At 34.7% G+C, this 16,395-nt stretch carries 18 protein-coding genes; 8 read left to right on the top strand and 10 right to left on the bottom strand.

Features of this window, described 5'->3' with window-relative positions; genetic code table 11:
• Positions 1-613: 613 nt before the first annotated feature.
• From WDZ98_RS01155 to WDZ98_RS01140, 4 genes are all read right to left on the bottom strand, one after another.
• Complete coding sequence (locus WDZ98_RS01155) at positions 614-823, bottom strand: universal stress protein (RefSeq protein WP_368058658.1); 210 nt, start codon at positions 821-823, stop codon at positions 614-616.
• 34 nt (positions 824-857) lie between these two features.
• Positions 858-1,154, bottom strand: a complete 297-nt coding sequence (locus WDZ98_RS01150; RefSeq protein WP_368058436.1) for a hypothetical protein — start codon at positions 1,152-1,154, stop codon at positions 858-860.
• 205 nt (positions 1,155-1,359) lie between these two features.
• Positions 1,360-2,991, bottom strand: a complete 1,632-nt coding sequence (locus WDZ98_RS01145) for a cation:proton antiporter (protein WP_368060896.1) — start codon at positions 2,989-2,991, stop codon at positions 1,360-1,362.
• Positions 2,992-3,109: 118 nt separating this feature from the next.
• Positions 3,110-4,405 carry an APC family permease gene (locus tag WDZ98_RS01140; protein ID WP_368058440.1) on the bottom strand — a complete coding sequence of 432 codons (1,296 nt, stop codon included), beginning with the start codon at positions 4,403-4,405 and terminating at the stop codon, positions 3,110-3,112.
• Positions 4,406-4,517: 112 nt separating this feature from the next.
• Between WDZ98_RS01140 and WDZ98_RS01135 the strand changes: the two genes are divergently transcribed.
• Complete coding sequence (locus WDZ98_RS01135; RefSeq protein WP_368058442.1) at positions 4,518-5,936, top strand: DASS family sodium-coupled anion symporter; 1,419 nt, start codon at positions 4,518-4,520, stop codon at positions 5,934-5,936.
• A gap of 17 nt (positions 5,937-5,953) precedes the next feature.
• On the opposite strand, the gene WDZ98_RS01130 is transcribed toward WDZ98_RS01135, so the two are convergent.
• Both WDZ98_RS01130 and WDZ98_RS01125 read right to left on the bottom strand, forming a co-directional pair.
• Positions 5,954-6,391, bottom strand: a complete 438-nt coding sequence (locus WDZ98_RS01130) for a universal stress protein (RefSeq protein WP_368058444.1) — start codon at positions 6,389-6,391, stop codon at positions 5,954-5,956.
• On the bottom strand, positions 6,388-6,855 hold the full coding sequence (locus WDZ98_RS01125; protein ID WP_368058446.1) for a universal stress protein: 468 nt from the start codon (positions 6,853-6,855) through the stop codon (positions 6,388-6,390). The genes WDZ98_RS01130 and WDZ98_RS01125 overlap by 4 nt, the downstream gene beginning before the upstream one ends.
• A 158-nt stretch (positions 6,856-7,013) precedes the next feature.
• On the opposite strand from WDZ98_RS01125, the gene WDZ98_RS01120 reads away from it, so the two are divergent.
• From WDZ98_RS01120 to WDZ98_RS01110, 3 genes are all read left to right on the top strand, one after another.
• The gene (locus WDZ98_RS01120; RefSeq protein ID WP_368058448.1) at positions 7,014-7,445 is read left to right on the top strand and encodes a universal stress protein; all 432 of its coding nucleotides are present in this window, start codon (positions 7,014-7,016) and stop codon (positions 7,443-7,445) included.
• 280 nt (positions 7,446-7,725) lie between these two features.
• Positions 7,726-8,532 carry a ParB/RepB/Spo0J family partition protein gene (locus tag WDZ98_RS01115; RefSeq protein WP_368058450.1) on the top strand — a complete coding sequence of 269 codons (807 nt, stop codon included), beginning with the start codon at positions 7,726-7,728 and terminating at the stop codon, positions 8,530-8,532.
• Positions 8,533-8,632: 100 nt separating this feature from the next.
• A complete protein-coding gene (locus WDZ98_RS01110; protein ID WP_368058452.1) occupies positions 8,633-8,821 on the top strand; it encodes a hypothetical protein in 189 nt (62 codons plus the stop codon).
• A gap of 296 nt (positions 8,822-9,117) precedes the next feature.
• Here the strand turns inward: WDZ98_RS01110 and WDZ98_RS01105 are convergent, their stop codons facing one another.
• A complete protein-coding gene (locus tag WDZ98_RS01105) occupies positions 9,118-9,495 on the bottom strand; it encodes a winged helix-turn-helix transcriptional regulator (protein ID WP_368058454.1) in 378 nt (125 codons plus the stop codon).
• Positions 9,496-9,558: 63 nt separating this feature from the next.
• Here WDZ98_RS01105 and arsM point away from each other — a divergent pair, with 63 nt between their 5' ends.
• From arsM to arsB, 3 genes are read left to right on the top strand one after another with little or no spacing between them, the layout of a single operon-like run.
• On the top strand, positions 9,559-10,317 hold the full coding sequence (gene arsM, locus WDZ98_RS01100; protein ID WP_368058456.1) for an arsenite methyltransferase: 759 nt from the start codon (positions 9,559-9,561) through the stop codon (positions 10,315-10,317).
• A gap of 14 nt (positions 10,318-10,331) precedes the next feature.
• A complete protein-coding gene (locus WDZ98_RS01095) occupies positions 10,332-10,745 on the top strand; it encodes an arsenate reductase ArsC (RefSeq protein ID WP_368058458.1) in 414 nt (137 codons plus the stop codon).
• Positions 10,738-11,808, top strand: coding sequence for an ACR3 family arsenite efflux transporter (gene arsB / locus WDZ98_RS01090; protein ID WP_368058460.1), 1,071 nt, complete (start codon positions 10,738-10,740; stop codon positions 11,806-11,808). Before WDZ98_RS01095 ends, arsB begins: the two co-directional genes overlap by 8 nt.
• On the opposite strand, the gene WDZ98_RS01085 is transcribed toward arsB, so the two are convergent.
• The 3 genes from WDZ98_RS01085 to WDZ98_RS01075 are packed head-to-tail and all read right to left on the bottom strand — an operon-like array spanning position 11,801 to position 14,854.
• Entirely contained in the window at positions 11,801-12,223 is a 423-nt protein-coding gene (locus tag WDZ98_RS01085; protein ID WP_368058462.1) for a universal stress protein, read from the bottom strand. The two genes, arsB and WDZ98_RS01085, sit on opposite strands and share 8 nt — an antisense overlap.
• 47 nt (positions 12,224-12,270) lie before the next feature.
• Positions 12,271-14,157: an arginine--tRNA ligase gene (locus WDZ98_RS01080; RefSeq protein WP_368058464.1), complete on the bottom strand. Its 1,887-nt coding sequence runs from the start codon at positions 14,155-14,157 to the stop codon at positions 12,271-12,273.
• Between the two features lies 1 nt (position 14,158).
• Positions 14,159-14,854 (bottom strand): phosphoglycolate phosphatase, encoded by a 696-nt coding sequence (locus WDZ98_RS01075; protein WP_368058466.1) that lies wholly within the window; start codon positions 14,852-14,854, stop codon positions 14,159-14,161.
• Between the two features lie 89 nt (positions 14,855-14,943).
• Between WDZ98_RS01075 and WDZ98_RS01070 the strand changes: the two genes are divergently transcribed.
• A complete protein-coding gene (locus WDZ98_RS01070) occupies positions 14,944-16,053 on the top strand; it encodes an OBG GTPase family GTP-binding protein (protein ID WP_368058468.1) in 1,110 nt (369 codons plus the stop codon).
• Positions 16,054-16,395: the final 342 nt, after the last annotated feature.

The raw sequence follows: 16,395 nt of genomic DNA, 5'->3' as shown, positions 1-16,395 counted from the left end.
TCTATCCATTTCATGAATTTGTAATTAGAACGGTATTTAACATTATAACATAATGGTGCTTATAATTGTAAAATAGGTCGAGATCACAGGAAACCCTCCCAAAATAGGCACAAATATCTGGTTTTGTCCAAACTTTTTTCACCATTGACACTGATTCATGCATGGGACCTTGACACGCACCTCGTTTTCTTTTCTAATACTAACTGCGGGAGTAGAAGTAAATGATAATGGAAGTAGTTCTTTGAGAGTTTTATTAATAATAGACAAAAATGATCATTTACATAGAAATAAATCCATTATTAATAGATAAAAAACAGATACGTACAGATGTGAATATAAATTTTCATTGAGGATGCTTAATCTAATGTCTTTGATCAAGGTTTGATTAATAGAAATCATAAAAGAATACTTAGTCCGATGAAAACAGTTATTGTGATAATCATGTGTTGTTGATCTTTCCTTTTCGTAAAACTTTCTTGGCATGCAATTCAATTTTCGCAAAATGGTAGGACTGTGAACCAGATTTTTTCAAATATCTGGGATGAGTTTTATGAAATTCATAAGAGATTACTATTTTATTTATAAATGAAATTTTACTTTTCAAAGATTATAGTTATTTTGTGATTAATGCTGGGCATTTTGCTTTTTGCAGAACGTCATTACTTACACTGCTCAGCAATATTTTATCAAAACTGCCCCTGCCTGAAGACCCCATAATCACAAGATCAATTTTTTTAGATTTTGTAAATGATAGGATGGATTTCACAGTGTTATTTGATTCTATAATTTTGAAATCTACTGATACAGCGTTCTTTTTTGCAATACTATCTAATTTAGAAAATAAATAAAATAAAAAATTATGGGTGCCTTACTGCAGCATCCATTCTGTCTTTGATTTTTACATCATATTCTATTTGAATTCTATCATCTGCTTTTGCATTACCACAAGCATCCCCTGCAGGAATCAAAAAGTTATCATCTGTGTGGATGTAGCATTTGCCCTCTGAGTTGCTCGCCACTCTTACCTCTTCTGTGACGTATTCTGGAATTAGATTCCAAACGGGCCAAACGGCGGTTGCAAAAAACACTGCAATCAAAGCAAATATGATGACATATAATTTCCTAGGAGAATTACTTTCTTTATTTTCATCCATAGTAAAAAAAATTATCTGTTTGATATAATATTAACTATAAAATCCATATGTGATTATCATCTATGAAAATCACATACTGTTCAATCTTAGGGACATTCCCAATTTTTTATGAACAAAAAACCATAAATCAACCGTATGTTGAACAGTGTAAAATTTCAATGTCAATAAAGTTTCCCTACGATTGTAAGAAAATTGTAGCCTTGCATTAAACATCCTTTAATTCTTCAGTGTGTTTTTTCCCTTCCTCTACAAGGCTTTGGTAATCAGCACCATTATCTTCAATTATCCTGCATGCATAATCAGCCCCCAGATGGTAAGGTATCACAACAAATGTGGCACCAAAAGAATAGAGGTCTTTTGCGTCTTTGGTGGTATTGGCAATAACAATTACAGCTGTCTTATCATCATACTGCTGCATCCTCTTTGTAAGCAGAGTATTAGTATCCATGTCACATATTGTGGAAACCAGTATATTTGTCTGAGAGAGATCAATCTCCCTTAGATCTAGATCTTCCGCATCTTTAAAGAGGTAGGTAATACCTCTTTTCTCCAGATATTCTATTATCCTCGGATCATGATCGACTACAAGTGTACGCATATGTAATCGCTCAAACGTCTGCAAGAACACTGATCCCATTCTTCCGCATCCAAACAACAATACTTCTGGCCCCTCCTGCGTTGCGTTATACTTTCGGATTTTTTTTCTTTCAAACACTCCAATATACTTTGACAGATACTGATACAGCCTGTCTGAGTACAGAATCATGTATGTGGATCCTCCGATTGTTATTATTCCCACGATTGTCACAAGCGACAGTATCTCATCGCTGAGGTGTCCTACCTGTATTCCAAGTGCGACAAAGATTATTGAAAATTCGCTTATCTGGGCCACTGTCAAACCTGCCTTGAATCCCGTTTTTTTCTTGTAGCCCATTAACCCCATCAACATCATCACTATTATCGGATTTCCAACTAGTACAAATACTGAAAATATCATTGCAGGAATTATTATGGGTTCTATATCTTCTGGAACCATCTGAGAGCCCAGCAACACAAAGAACATTACCAGAAAGAAGTCCCTGAGCGGCTTCATCTTTGAACTGATCTCAAACCGATGAGGTGTTACAGAAAACGCGATCCCGGCTATAAGTGCACCTATCTCCATCGATAGCCCAAGATAGTCAAACAGAGCAGCCATTCCCAAACCCCATGACACTGCAAACAGGAACAAAAACTCAGTTGACCGCGAGATGATCCTTGAGATTTTTGGAAATATGTAGAGGCTTGCAAGAATCAAAACCGCTACAAGTACTATGTTTACTGCAATTGAGGTTAAGTCAAATTCTTTCAAGGACAGGTTTTGTGCCATAAACGGGACAAGTATAAGCAAGAGGATCACAAACACGTCCTGGACCAGGAGGAATCCTATTGATATTTTTCCATATAGTTTCTCTGCATCATTCTTGTCTGAGAGAAGCTTCATGATTATTATGGTGCTGCTAAATGTCATCGCAATTGCAATGTATGCTGCAACAATATCTGAAAACCCCAGTAGTTTTGCGATGACAAATCCTATCACGCTGGTAAACACTATCTGGCCAATGCCAGTTATCACGGAGGTCTTTCCCACCTCTTTTATTACCTTCGGGCTCAGACTCATACCAATGATGAAAAGGAGGAAAGCCACACCTATCTTTGCAAAGACATTGATTATCTCAATGGAGTGTATTATGTCAAGGAGGAATGGGCTTACCACTATTCCTGCTACGATGTATCCTATGATCAGGGGCTGTTTTAGTATTCGGAAGATTCCGGACATCATGACAGTAACTGCCAAGATCAACCCAAGCTCTACTAGTATCTCCAACTAATGATGCTGTTACCTTATCGGTTGTTTATGTATGCCGTTTATTCATAAACAACATAACGTAAGTGTTCAAGCTCAAAATATAATTCTAAACTCCATTTTTAGATGATGATTTCCTATTAAAAATTACATAAAATAATGCGCCTGCAGATATTATTGCCAATCCTACCAACATAACTTCCATTTCAAACTGAAACATCATATATCCTAAAATCACTAATCCAAACACTGGCAACACCGGAAACTTGCCAATGTTAATCGGAACCTTGAATCGTCGTTCAATATTTGGTTGCGTATACCTAAGTACAATCAATGATAAAATTACTGCTGCAAAAGTAATTACAACTGCAAAAACCGCGATATTTGCCACAATTACAATATCTCCAATTAAAGAAAAACCCATAGCTACCAGCATGATCCCAATAATTGCCACCCACGGTGTTTTAGTTTTGAAATGAACACTAGCAAAAATGTATGGGAGTGATTTGTCCCTTGCCATTCCAAAAACAATTCTAGAACCAGCTATCAATGTAATCAAAACAGTATTTGTTATGGCAAAAAGTGCAATGCCTGTTAATATTATCTGCCCTTGTGATCCTAATCCTCTTTTTACTACTTCTGCTAATGGTGCAGAAGATAATGAAAGGTCTTCCCAATTAACTACTCGGACTACTGCTAATGAAACCAATACATAAATTAATGAAGATACAATAACTGACAAAATAATTGCCCTCGGAATTGTTTTTTTGGGATTTCGTACCTCTTCTGCAACGTTTGCCATAGCCTCAAATCCAATAAATGCAAAAAAACTTAACACGAATGCAATAATGATTCCTGTAAGTCCAGTTGGACTCTCAAAATAATTGACCGGTTCGGGGGAACTGATGGTAAAACCAATTACAATAACCAAAATTAATCCGGCTGCTTCAACTATTGTAAAAACTATATTTGTCCAAGACGCTTCTTTGATCCCAATAAAATTCACCACAGATAAAATTCCGATTAGTAAAATGGCAGATATTATTATTGGTAGGTTTACAAACTGTGCAAGATATCCTCCAAATCCCAAGGCGACAGTTGCTGCAGTAATCATTGCTGTAATTGCAGTTAGCCACCCCACAATGAAGGCAAAAAAATTATTTTTGAATGCATTTTTTACAAAAATGTACTCTGCAGCAACTTTAGGAAAGATTGATGATAACTCTGCGTAACTAAATCCTGCAAACAATGCTACAATAGAACCTAAAATAAACGAAATCCATACAGAATCTCCTGCAAAACCAGCAGCTTCGCCAATTAGAACATAAATGCCCGCACCAAGTATCAATCCAACACCATACATGGTAAGGTGGAAGAGTCCCATGTGGCGCTTTAGTTCAGACATGGTATTTTGCTAAGATACAGTTATTTTGATTTTGCCTAAAAACATCATAAAAATAACTTCCACACTAAAAGATACCCTCAAATCCATCTTTTCCAAAAAATGATTGAATAAAATGAAATTTAATCTCAGAAAATATGGTCTGGTTCTAGGACCTATATTGTTTTTTCTAATCTTGTTTATGCCTACACCAGAAGGAATGTCAGATGCTGCAAAAGGAGTTTTTGCAATTTCGGTATGGATGATTGTTTGGTGGATTACAGAAGCTATCCCAATTTATGCAACCGCATTACTACCTATGGGATTAATTCCGACACTTGGAATATTACCATTAAAAGATATTGCAGCAGAATACATGCACCCAATTATTGTATTATTATTTGGAATGTTCATGATAGCACTAGCAATTGAAAAATCTGGATTGCATAAAAAAATTGCATTTGAATTAATATCAGTATTTGGATACTCTCCAAAGAAAATTGTGTGGGGATTTATGATTACAACAGCATTAATCTCCACTGTAGTTATGAGCACTACGGTTGTTTTGATATTACTTCCAATTGCAGGAGTACTCCTAGCAGCATTATCTAAAACAAATTATGTTACAACAAAATTCAAAGTAATCTTCATGCTATCAATTGCATATTCATCATCAATTGGCAGTGTAGCAACTTTGATTGGCGCACCACCAAATTTGCTTTATGCGGCAACAGTAATGGAGATGTTTGCACACAAAGTAACGTTTGCAGAATGGTCCATGCTTGGAGTGCCACTTTCAGTCTCAATGTTAGTTCTTTGTGGACTATACATGACCACACAGATAGGAAAAAGCAATTTTGAGACAACATTTGAAATCAAAAGAGCATTACTTTTAGAAAAATCTAAAATTGGAAAAATTACAATGGAGCAAAAAACAGTACTTGCTGTATTATTGGGAGTAATGGTTTTGATGTTTACAATGCCTTTATGGCAGCCTGAGAATTCTTTTATTACAAATTCAGTAATTGCCATTTTAGGTGGGATTTCCCTCTTTATTTTACCAAAAACTCGCTCTGAGAGTTTGATGAATTGGGCAGGGATTGAAAGACTTCCTTATGGGTTATTGTTCTTACTTGGCGGAGGATTTGCGTTATCTTTAGCATTTGTAGATTCGGGATTGGCTAACTGGATTGCTCATGCTCTTGCATTTGTTGGGGATTATCCATTTGAATTGGTAATTCTTGTGTTAGTTGCGATGATCATGTTTCTAACAAATGTCAAATCCAATACTGCAACAGCTGCAATTTTCATTCCAATAGTTGGAACGATGGCCATGCTAAATGACTGGACTCCACTACCTGTTTTGTTTGCAATAACTGTTGCAACCTCATTTGCATTTCTATTACCAATGGGAACGCCACCAAATGCCCTCATCTATGAAAAAGCACAGATTCCAATCAAAGCAATGATAAAACATGGCACGGTTCTCAACATGATGGCAATTGGATTGATTACAACATTTACAATTCTTGTTTCAACAAAAATTCTAATATAAAAAACAATAATTCATAATTATAGAATCAGAATTGGACAAGTTGCATTTCTAAAAACATTTTCAACCGTACTATGATAGTGTTGTTTTTCATAATGAGAAACAAGTTTTGTTTTTGTCATTACTATCAGACCTACATTATGTTTATCTGCAAATTCGAGAATTTTAATTGATGCCAATCCGTTTTTAACAATTTTAGAATCACAAGGAACATCATGTTCTTTTGCCAATTTTTTTAATTTTTGATGTTGTATTTCAACTAGATTACATTCTTTTTCAAACTCTTGTTTGCTCGTTTTTGTCTTAAAAAATCCAAACGTATGTCGTTCTTCCAAACAAGTAAGGATTGTAATCTTTGCACCAATTGATATTGCTAGAGACATTGCTTTTCCAAATGCTTTGTCGCTACCTGAGTTTCCATTATATGGAACTAAGATATGTTCAAAAAGAGTATTCATTTATTTTCGGCATCGATTAATAAAACAGGACAAGACGTATTTTCCACAATCTTTCTTGAAACACTGCCTAATGAAAGCAGTTTTTTGATCCCTTTGAGTTTTCTTCGTTTTGACATGACAATTAGATCCACTTTTTCTTTTTCAACAGTATCTAAAATTATTTCAGATGCATCCCCAATAACTACTTGAATTTTGGATTTGAGGTTGTTTTCTTTACACTGTTGAGCGTATTTTTCCATCATTTTCTCCATGCCTTGCCTCGTTTCCTCATTTACTTCATCAATTTTTTTTAGCAGACTTGTTCGTTCAGATGAAGATAATGCAAATGTTGGGGGGTGTGAAAGTGCTTCAACTATGTGTAAAATAATAATTCGAGATGAGTCTCTAGCTGCATAAAAGGCATGCTTTAATGCCTCATCTTCTGCCGGAGCCCCTCCGTGAGGGACAAGAATTGTATTATACATAATCTGAAAACATCATTTATGTTATTTAAGATATGGGGAGATTCTCAATATTGTCACAATAGATAGTTCCAGGGTTCTTTTCAGTGATTTATCAATACTTATTTTCAGAATCAACAATCATCTTTTGAATTAAATAGTAAGCACATATTCAATTTTGTATGAATAATAAAACAATCATGGTTTGTTTGGATGGTTCAAAAAACTCTCTACGAGGATTAGATAAGGCGATTTTATTTGCAAAACAGTCCAATGCTATGATTCTTGGAGTTCATAGTGATACAAGCTTTAGTGCATTTTCTGCAGTTCGTGCCCCTATACTCCCAGAGAAGAAATGGAAAAAAGAAGCAAAAGCGTTAATGAATATTGCAAAGAAAAAAGTAGAAAAAAATGAAATTAAATTTGAAGGAATTGTTATTGGAGGTCATTCTTCAGGTATTGATTTAACCATATTTGCTAACAATCCTGCAAACAAGATTGACCAAATTGTAATAGGATCCAGAGGAATGGGATTTCCAAAGGAATTGTTTTTTGGAAGTACATCAAACTTTGTCTTACATAAGGCAAAGGCTCCAGTGACCATAGTGAAATAAGCGAATTTTTTTAAAGTTCATATTTTACAGTTTCTTGAATCTTCATAGTCATTTTTCTGGATATAAGATCCGTTTTTCCTAATCAGCCTTTGAGAGTCAATAGTGAGCCCCAATATGATGTAGAGTGTGATTTGTGCAGTAAACTCATTGCATATTTTACTAGAAGAACTAATGGTACATGATTAATGATATATGACTAATTCCAAGAACGAATTTTTTTGATGACTAGTCAATTCTACATCACTTTATCTCTTAACATATATCACCTCCTTCTACATGTGTGGCAAAACGTTACAATCCACCAATATCATATCGTCTTAGAGAGATTCCAATAAAACAGATCATGGTATGGCATGATGCACAGGCAAGAAAGCTAGACCGCGAAGGAATTTCAGAACTTGCACGTTCTATCAAAAACGAAGGATTGCAGAATCCTCCAATGGTGCAAAAGGACGGAAAAAATTCATACTTGCTAATGTCCGGTCAGAGAAGACTTGCGGCACTAAAAAGAATTGGTGCAAAGAAGATACCTGTACTTGTACTTGCCAATTCCACAAAATATGACTTGGATAATGCAAAGGCAGCATCAGTAGTTGAGAATTTACACAGAAACAAGATGAACACAAAGGACATGACTGCAGCCTGTGTGTTTTTGTCTGAATCCGTAGGACAAAGCAAAGCTGCAAAATCACTTGGCATATCTCAGCAGACGCTAAAAAAATATCTTGGATTTGCAGCCGTTCCTGACAAACTAAAACAGTACGTTCCAAAGAAACTATCCCGTGATGATACTACTCGACTTTACCAAAGCATTCCAAATGTACCAAAGGCTGTAAAAATCGCAGAAAAGATTGTTCCACTTGATCAAAGACTGCGCAAAAAATACCTATATCATTTGGCAAAAAGCCCCAAGTCATCGCATCTCAAACTGCTTAAAAAGGCAAAGGCATCATCACTCCAACAAAGAGTTGCATTAGAGTTAAGCAAAGGCAATGCAAGAAAATTGCGCAGCCTGGCTGCAAAAAATGATTTGGAAGTTATTGAAATGGCTGCAAAAATAATGTCAGGCTATTTGAAAAGAAGATAACCCATTGTTGATTCATACTGGTGTACAGTGCCATAATTAGAACAATAGAATTTTATTTATGAAACAGCATCCTTAAATGTTAAAATATTCCAGTATACATATGGATTCAAAGATTGCAATGTTTTCAATACTTGCACTAGCTGCAATATTTGCAATGGCACTTCCAATGGATTCTGTATATGCACAAACATCTGATATTATTCCTGATGGGGAGGATGAAGAATATGAAGGAAAATCATGTCCATCCAAAAATAAAACCGCATCAATTCAAACTGGTTTGAATATTTGAAAAACTCCTAGTTAGTTGTATAGATAATGTTCTTAAAATAATGATGTAGAATCTTACACATCCATAATAATTCAAAAACATATTTTTGTGCAAGTCGATATGTTACGTCTGCCAGATTTGACTCTGAAATTGTAATTATCTGTCTCTGTTTTGTACTCAACAAGAAAATAGGTACATTTATGACTTAATTACTTTCAATTCACAGTAATTGGTTTGCACGCCAAGAAGTTTTCGAGATGGTGGCTTTGGTTGCCAGTCGTGAATACTTCCGCTAGCAACTTCGGTTGCTAGCGACATTATTTCTTCGACCATTTTCTCATCCACTCAAGCAAATCCGTAATTGATTCAATTAGTTCTTGACCTTTTTTGGTCAGTTTGTATTCTACACGAGGCGGAACTTCTGCAAATGTTTTTCGTTCCAATATTCCTTCAGAAACTAGTTCAGATAGTCTTGTAGATAGCGTCTTGCTGCTAATTCCTTTGAGGGATTCTTTGAATTGTTTGTGTCTTACTGGTTTTGTTGTACAACATAGCGGAAAGAGAATTTCAAGTGTCGCCCTTTTTGTGATAAGATCACGAATGGTTGCTGTTTCTTTCAATAGTTTTGTTGCATCATATCCTGCAAATTCACATTTGTTTTGGATTACTGGTATCTTTTTCCCTTTAGTTTCCATAATTACACTAACTGTATTGAATTGTACTTGACAACTTTAATAGTTTATCTAGTAAACCATAACATGGAAAATTCAATTAAAGAAGATATCAAAAAAAGATATTCTCAGATAGTAATGTCCGGTAATGATGACTGTTGTTGCATGCCAGGAGAATGTAAAACCGGGGATTCCCCAGTTGATGCAACAAAATTAATTGGTTATGATCAAAAAGATCTTGAGTCAATTCCCCAAGAAGCAATTTTAGGCGTTGGATGTGGTGCTCCAATTAATCATGCTGAACTAAAGGAAGGTGAAATTGTAGTGGATTTAGGTTCAGGAGCTGGAATTGACATATTCTTGGCTGCAAAAAAAGTTCTAGATTCAGGAAAAGCTATAGGAATTGACATGACAGACCAAATGTTAGAAAAAGCAAGAGAAAATGCAATAAAAGGAAATTATTCCAATGTTGAATTTAAAAAAGGAGATATTGAAGAAAACATTCCATTGAATCACAATTCTGTTGATGTAGTGATTAGTAATTGTGTCATTAACCTGACAACAAACAAAACAAATGCATTCAAAGAAGTCTTTCGAATTTTAAAAAATAATGGAAGAATGGTAATTTCTGATTTGATTACTAATGTGGAACTACCACCAGGAGAAATCAATTCAGACCAATGGTGTGAGTGCATTGACGGTGCATTGACTAAAGAAAACTATCTTTCATGTATTAGACAAGCAGGATTTGCAAAAATTGAAGTTTTAGAAGAACGAGCATACATGGAAGGAGAGAAAATCAATGGCAGAAAGATTTCCAGTATTGTAATCAAGGCAGTAAAGTAACTCTCCAATAAATCATGAAAAAAATTCTTTTTGTTTGCGTCGAGAATGCAGGAAGAAGTCAAATGGCTGAAGCATTTTTTAGAAAATATCTGCCCTCAGGATTTGAAGCAATCAGTGCAGGAACAAAGCCTGCAGTAAAAATAAACCCCACAGTAGTTCAAGCAATGAAAGAGATTGGTATTGATATTGAGAGTAAATCCCCACAAAATATTTCACAGCAAATGATAGATGAGGCTGAAATGACAGTTAACATGGGATGTATGGATAAAGAATCATGCCCCGCATTATTTCTAAAAGATGTGATGGATTGGCAAATACAAGACCCCAAGGGAAAATCAATAGAACAAGTAAGAGAAATTCGTGACCAAATAGAACAAAAAGTGAAAGAGTTCATATCTTCTACGACTAAAGGAGAATCCAATGGTTGAGGATTCAAACATTTATGAAAAAGAATTAGATTTTTTCAGCAAATATCTCTCGATTTGGGTAGCAATTTGCATTATTGCAGGAACCGCAATTGGATATTATTTTCCACAGCTATCTGATTCCATAGCAGAAATAGAATATGCAAACACCTCGATTCCAATTGCGGCAGTGTTACTAACCATGATGTACCCCATCATGCTCAAAATAAAATTCTCAGAGTTGATAAGAGTAAGAAAAAATGCAAAACCCCTATCGTTTACTCTAATAGTTAATTGGGGCATCAAGCCATTTACCATGGCATTAATTGCATGGATTTTCATGCATTTTGTTTTCTCTGATTTTATTTCAGAGACCTTGCAAAATGAATATGTTGTGGGGATGATTATCTTAGGTTTAGCGCCATGTACTGCAATGACTCTTGTTTGGACATATCTTGCTAGAGCAAATCTTAGCTGTGCGCTAATCCAAGTAACCATTAATGATCTGTTAATTTTAGTGTTGTTCGCCCCTACTGGAATGATACTTTTAGGATTAACTGCAGGATTCCCAATACCACTAGATACATTATTTTTTTCAGTCTTGTTATATGTTGCAGCGCCATTGGGTTTGGCTGCAATAACCAGACAAATTATAATTAAGAAAAAAGGTGAGAAATGGCTTGAGAGAAAATTCATAGCAAATGCAGAAAGGATCACACCAATTGGACTTTTGATAACTCTGGTACTGATTTTTATTTTTCAAGGAAACACAATTGTAGAAAATCCCCTACACATAGCATTAATTGCAATACCACTTTTGCTTCAAACATATCTAATTTTTGCAGTAGGTTATTTTGGAACAAAGAAACTTCGAATTCCTTTTTCAGAGGCTGCACCATCTGCATTTATTGGAGCAAGTAACTTTTTTGAGTTGGCAGTAGCAGTTGCAATAATTCTTTTTGGAGTTCATTCAGGAGTTACTCTAGCAGTGGTTGTCGGAGTACTAGTAGAAGTCCCAGTCATGCTATCGCTAGTCAAAATCATGAATGCAAAGAAATCAAAATTTGAGTTTGGTAAAACTACTTGATTACCAGTACAGGAACCTTTGAGCCGTGCACTATTGTATTTGATACACTCCCAAGGAGTATTTGCTTTATTGTACCACGTCCTCGTGCACCAATTACGATAAGATCAAATTTTTCTTTTTGAGCAAAATCAATAATCTCTTTTGCCTCATGCCCAAATACAATTTCCTTTTTGAATTTAATAGAGTTTTTTGTTACTTGGCTTTTTGCAGTATCAAGGAATTTCTCTACTTTTTTTAATTCATTTTGTGTTTGAGGAATGTAGATCATATTTGGATTATCAAAAGCAGTACGCAAAACGTATAGGGCAGTTATTGAAGAACTACACTTTTTTGCAAGAAATATTGCCTTGGCCAATGCTTTAAATGAGTTCTTTGAACCATCCATCGGAACAAGAATCGTTTTGATTTTTTCCATAATATAATATACATAATTGAGACTTAAAAAGTAAATGAGATAGGACATTACATTCTATCAGGAGCTTTAATTCCAAGTAAATCCAAGGATTTCTCCAAGGTAATTTTAAAAGAATTAACCAAACACAAACGAGCATTTTCAAGATCGTCATCACCTAAATCCAAAACCTTTGATTTTTCATAAAACGAATTAAACGCAACTGCCAAATCATGACAGTATCTTGCAATCACTTTTGGAGAGAAATTATTTACAGCATCTCGCACTTGTAAATTAAAAAGTCCAATATTTTTAATCAATTCCAATTCAGATTCTTCTTTTAGTAGAGAAAAATTAACGTTAATAGTAGGTGTACGATTTGATTTTTCTAAAATTCGTGATGCTCGTGCATGGGTGTATTGTATGTATGGGGCAGTGTCACCATCCAAGCTAAGAGATTTTGTTAAATCAAAAGTGATGATTTTATCCAGATCTTGTTTAATCATTTCATATCGTAAAGTACCAACTGAAACATAGTGAGCAATTTTTTCAATTTCAGAGGAGATCATTTCAGGATGCCTTCTTTGAGTCTCTTCCTTGGTTTTTTCTTTCAATATTTCATAGACAGAATCGGCATTAACATACAATCCTTTTCGTCCAGACATTTGAGCTTGTTTTCCATCAGTGTCTAATCCAAGAGTTTTAGCAGTCTCAGAACTCAAGGTTACAGACTCATAGCCAAGATGAATGTAAGCATCTGGAACAGATTTGAATTTATCCATTAGCGAAGTGATTATTTTTTGTAATCTTGCTTGTCTTGAATCAATGATTGTGAGAACTTTTTCGCCTGTAAAGTTTTGAGATACAGGATCAGTTGAATTCAATGTAGTTTGCCATAAAATTTTGGAGTCTGGCTGTTCTTTTTCATATTTTACATAGTGAAATGGGTCTTCAATTAATCCCAATTTCCAAGCAGCATAAGGAATGTCTTTAGCAATATACGTTGCAGTTCCATTGCTTCGTACAATTACCTTATCTTCTTCATTATCGTCTCCTCGAATAACCCAACAATCCTTGTTCTTTCCTTCATTTTCAAATTCAATGAGATTCATTTCTTTGAGTTTTTCAAAAATTTTGCTCCATAGACCTGAACGAATTATTTGAGATTCAAAGTTCAGACAGTCATATGTAACTCCCAAATTCCAACAAGTTTCAAGTTGTCCTGCCAGAACCAAACGAGTGATTTTATCAGCAAATTTTGCAGTTTCAGAATTACCATCTTCAAGTTCTTGAAGTATGTTTTTTCGAATGATCTCAAGACTTGGATCAGATTCATATTTTTCAGTGGTTTTAACATAAACGTCATCACCACAATAATGATCAAATTTCTTCCCATTCGGAGGCACTTGATCATATCCAAAATGCTTGAATCCAACAATGATGTCGGCTACTTGAAGTCCAGAATCATCAATGTAATTTAGGACATTTACTTTGTAATTTGCCTTTTTTAAAATTCGTGATATGATATCACCGATTACTATATTTCTGATATGTCCTATGTGGAGTGCCTTGTTAGGATTTACACTAGTATGTTCAACTACAATTGTAGACCCATTACCGACATCAACATCTCCAAACGTGTCAAGATACGATTCAGAGATAATCAATTGGTTTAGTTTTTCCCAATCTGCATAAAAGTTCAGATAACCAGAAGGATGTGGTTCGGATTTTAAGACAAGTGTATGAGTACAATGTTGATATTTTTCAGATAAAATTTCAGCAATTTCTTTAGGGCTTTTTTTAAGTTGCCTAGCAAGTAAAAACGATACATTAGAACTGACATTTCCAAATCCTGGTTTTGCAGGTTCAACAGAGAACACAACACCAGAAATAGAAAGTTCACATAGTATTTTGTTGAGATTGTTTTCTATTTCATCAATTATAGATTTGAATGTCATATTATATCTCAGAGAGTATAGGTGCTAATTTATCTAATGCTTCAAGAACACCATCACCGGCGTTAGCAGATACTACCATAGTAGCGGCAGATTTTACTTGTTCTGAGGCATTTCCCAAGGCAACACTAGTTTTTGCTATTTTAAATAAAGGAATGTCAGTGGCACTATCTCCGATCGCAATTATATCATCACTGGTAAGAGATAGTTTTGCCATGATTTTAGTAAAGCCTGTTCCTTTGTTAATACCAGGAGAATTGATGTGATATGCATATTGGCTATCAGACAATTCTACATCAATGTTATTTTCAGAGAGGATCTTTCTTGCAAGATCCAAATCAAATGTCCTTTCTAAAACAACTTCAGTCATTCTAGGAAAAACATGTTTTTCGTGTACATTGTCAACATGGTTTTGTATTATTTGCAAGGCGTTTTTACATTCTTCAATATTTCCCAATAAGATATGTTCATCAGAATTTAATGTGATGCAACCGCCATTTTCGCCAACGGCTATTTTTGTTGTCCCGCCAAACACAGAAAGAAGAAATCCTTCGACGGATGAACGTCCCGTTACAAAGATTACATTGTGACCCATATCAGTTAAGCGACGTAATGCTTCTAGAGCGTCAAGATGAATTCGCCCTCCGCCATTTTCAGTAATAGTACCATCAATATCTACAGCAAAAGTTCTCTTTTTCACAAGAGTTGTTTTTAGAACCGAATAATATTTGCTACGTATCCAAAGTAATACGGTTTTATTTGAAAGAAATTTTTAAGAGTTGAAGAACATTGGGAATTCCGGAAAAAATCAAGGCCATACAAGACGAGATGGCAAAAACTCAGATTAACAAAGCTACTGAACATCATATAGGATTACTAAAAGCAAAAATTGCAAAACTGAAAAGAGAGCAAGAAGCAGACATTGTAAAAAAATCCGGGATGAAACAGGATGGGTTTGATGTAAGGAGGAGCGGAGATGCAACGGTTGTTTTTATCGGATTGCCTAGTGTTGGAAAATCAACATTGTTGAATAAAATGACTAGCGCAAAATCAGCAGTAGGTGCTTTTCAATTTACCACTCTTACAGTCGTACCAGGAATGATGGAGTATCGAGGAGCCAGAATCCAAGTATTAGATCTGCCAGGAATTATCAAAGGGGCATCAACCGGGAAAGGATTAGGAAAGAGGATTTTGTCAGTTGCAAGAACTGCAGATCTTGTATTACTGATGTTAGACGTATTTCAGCCATATCATGAAGATGTATTAGTGAATGAATTAGGAAATATAGGAATTAGATTAAATCAATTGCCACCCAACATCACAATTGAAAAAGCGTCAATGGGTGGAATCGCAGTTGCGCAACAAGTGAAATTAACAAAAATCACAGAAAAACATCTCAAAGACATCTTACATCTTTATGGAATAGTTAGTGCACGAGTTGTAATAAGAGAAGACCTTACATCAGAGCAATTAGCTGATCACATCGCAGGAAATATCAGTTATTCAAAAGCACTTACAATTTTAAATAAAATTGATTTAGTAGATAAAGAATTTCTTACAGATTTAAAAACAAAAATAAAATCAGACGTTATTGAAGTATCAGCAAATTCAGATATCAATATAGAATTGTTAAAAGAAAAAATCTATGAGAAATTAAAATTCATTAGAATTTACATGCGACCAAAAGGTGGAGAAACCGATTTCAAAGAACCTTTGATTGCAAGAGAAGGAGATACAGTAGAAGACATTTGTAACAAGCTGCATCGTAGGTTAAAGAGAGAATTCAGGTATGGTTTGGTATGGGGTAAAAGTGTAAAATTTGGAGGACAGCGAGTTGGTTTGAACCATATTCTCATAGACGAAGACGTATTGACAATAATCAAAAGTCGAGGGGCATAACTCCCAAAAAAAATACAAAATAGATCAAGAAAAAAATACTGAACAAATAGTTTTGAAGATCATAAATTGGATTAATTGATTTACATCTAAAAAAACTCAAAATTCAAGCGTAAAATTCTATGCGATCACATATGTTAGGTTAAAAATTTACATGTTTAATAAAATTTAGAATTTCAAAAATTATTTTTCAAAAAATACGATCAAATAAAAAAAATAACTGATGAAATTACTTGATAAATAGTAATCAATTTGTGTAAATTTCTTTAGTTTCACCACTGAAAAACAATGAAAATGCCGAATCTTATATGGCTACAAAAAGAAAAGCTGCAACAAAAGCAGCAG

It is taken from the genome of Candidatus Nitrosopumilus sp. (genome assembly GCF_040878665.1).
Classification (GTDB): Archaea; Thermoproteota; Nitrososphaeria; order Nitrososphaerales; family Nitrosopumilaceae; genus Nitrosopumilus.
The sequence above is the reverse complement of the archived record's forward strand: the minus strand, read 5'-3'. Positions and strand labels throughout refer to the sequence as shown.

Excerpts from the sequence above, each read along its gene's own strand:
- WDZ98_RS01125 (WP_368058446.1), bottom strand. The coding sequence starts at position 6,855 with ATGTATAATACAATTCTTGTCCCTCACGGAGGGGCTCCGGCAGAAGAT.
- WDZ98_RS01150 (WP_368058436.1), bottom strand. The coding sequence starts at position 1,154 with ATGGATGAAAATAAAGAAAGTAATTCTCCTAGGAAATTATATGTCATC.
- arsM (WP_368058456.1), top strand. The coding sequence starts at position 9,559 with ATGGAAAATTCAATTAAAGAAGATATCAAAAAAAGATATTCTCAGATA.
- arsB (WP_368058460.1), top strand. The coding sequence starts at position 10,738 with ATGGTTGAGGATTCAAACATTTATGAAAAAGAATTAGATTTTTTCAGC.
- WDZ98_RS01110 (WP_368058452.1), top strand. The coding sequence starts at position 8,633 with ATGGATTCAAAGATTGCAATGTTTTCAATACTTGCACTAGCTGCAATA.
- WDZ98_RS01135 (WP_368058442.1), top strand. The coding sequence starts at position 4,518 with ATGAAATTTAATCTCAGAAAATATGGTCTGGTTCTAGGACCTATATTG.
- WDZ98_RS01130 (WP_368058444.1), bottom strand. The coding sequence starts at position 6,391 with ATGAATACTCTTTTTGAACATATCTTAGTTCCATATAATGGAAACTCA.
- WDZ98_RS01120 (WP_368058448.1), top strand. The coding sequence starts at position 7,014 with ATGAATAATAAAACAATCATGGTTTGTTTGGATGGTTCAAAAAACTCT.
- WDZ98_RS01085 (WP_368058462.1), bottom strand. The coding sequence starts at position 12,223 with ATGGAAAAAATCAAAACGATTCTTGTTCCGATGGATGGTTCAAAGAAC.
- WDZ98_RS01105 (WP_368058454.1), bottom strand. The coding sequence starts at position 9,495 with ATGGAAACTAAAGGGAAAAAGATACCAGTAATCCAAAACAAATGTGAA.
- WDZ98_RS01140 (WP_368058440.1), bottom strand. The coding sequence starts at position 4,405 with ATGTCTGAACTAAAGCGCCACATGGGACTCTTCCACCTTACCATGTAT.
- WDZ98_RS01095 (WP_368058458.1), top strand. The coding sequence starts at position 10,332 with ATGAAAAAAATTCTTTTTGTTTGCGTCGAGAATGCAGGAAGAAGTCAA.
- WDZ98_RS01080 (WP_368058464.1), bottom strand. The coding sequence starts at position 14,157 with ATGACATTCAAATCTATAATTGATGAAATAGAAAACAATCTCAACAAA.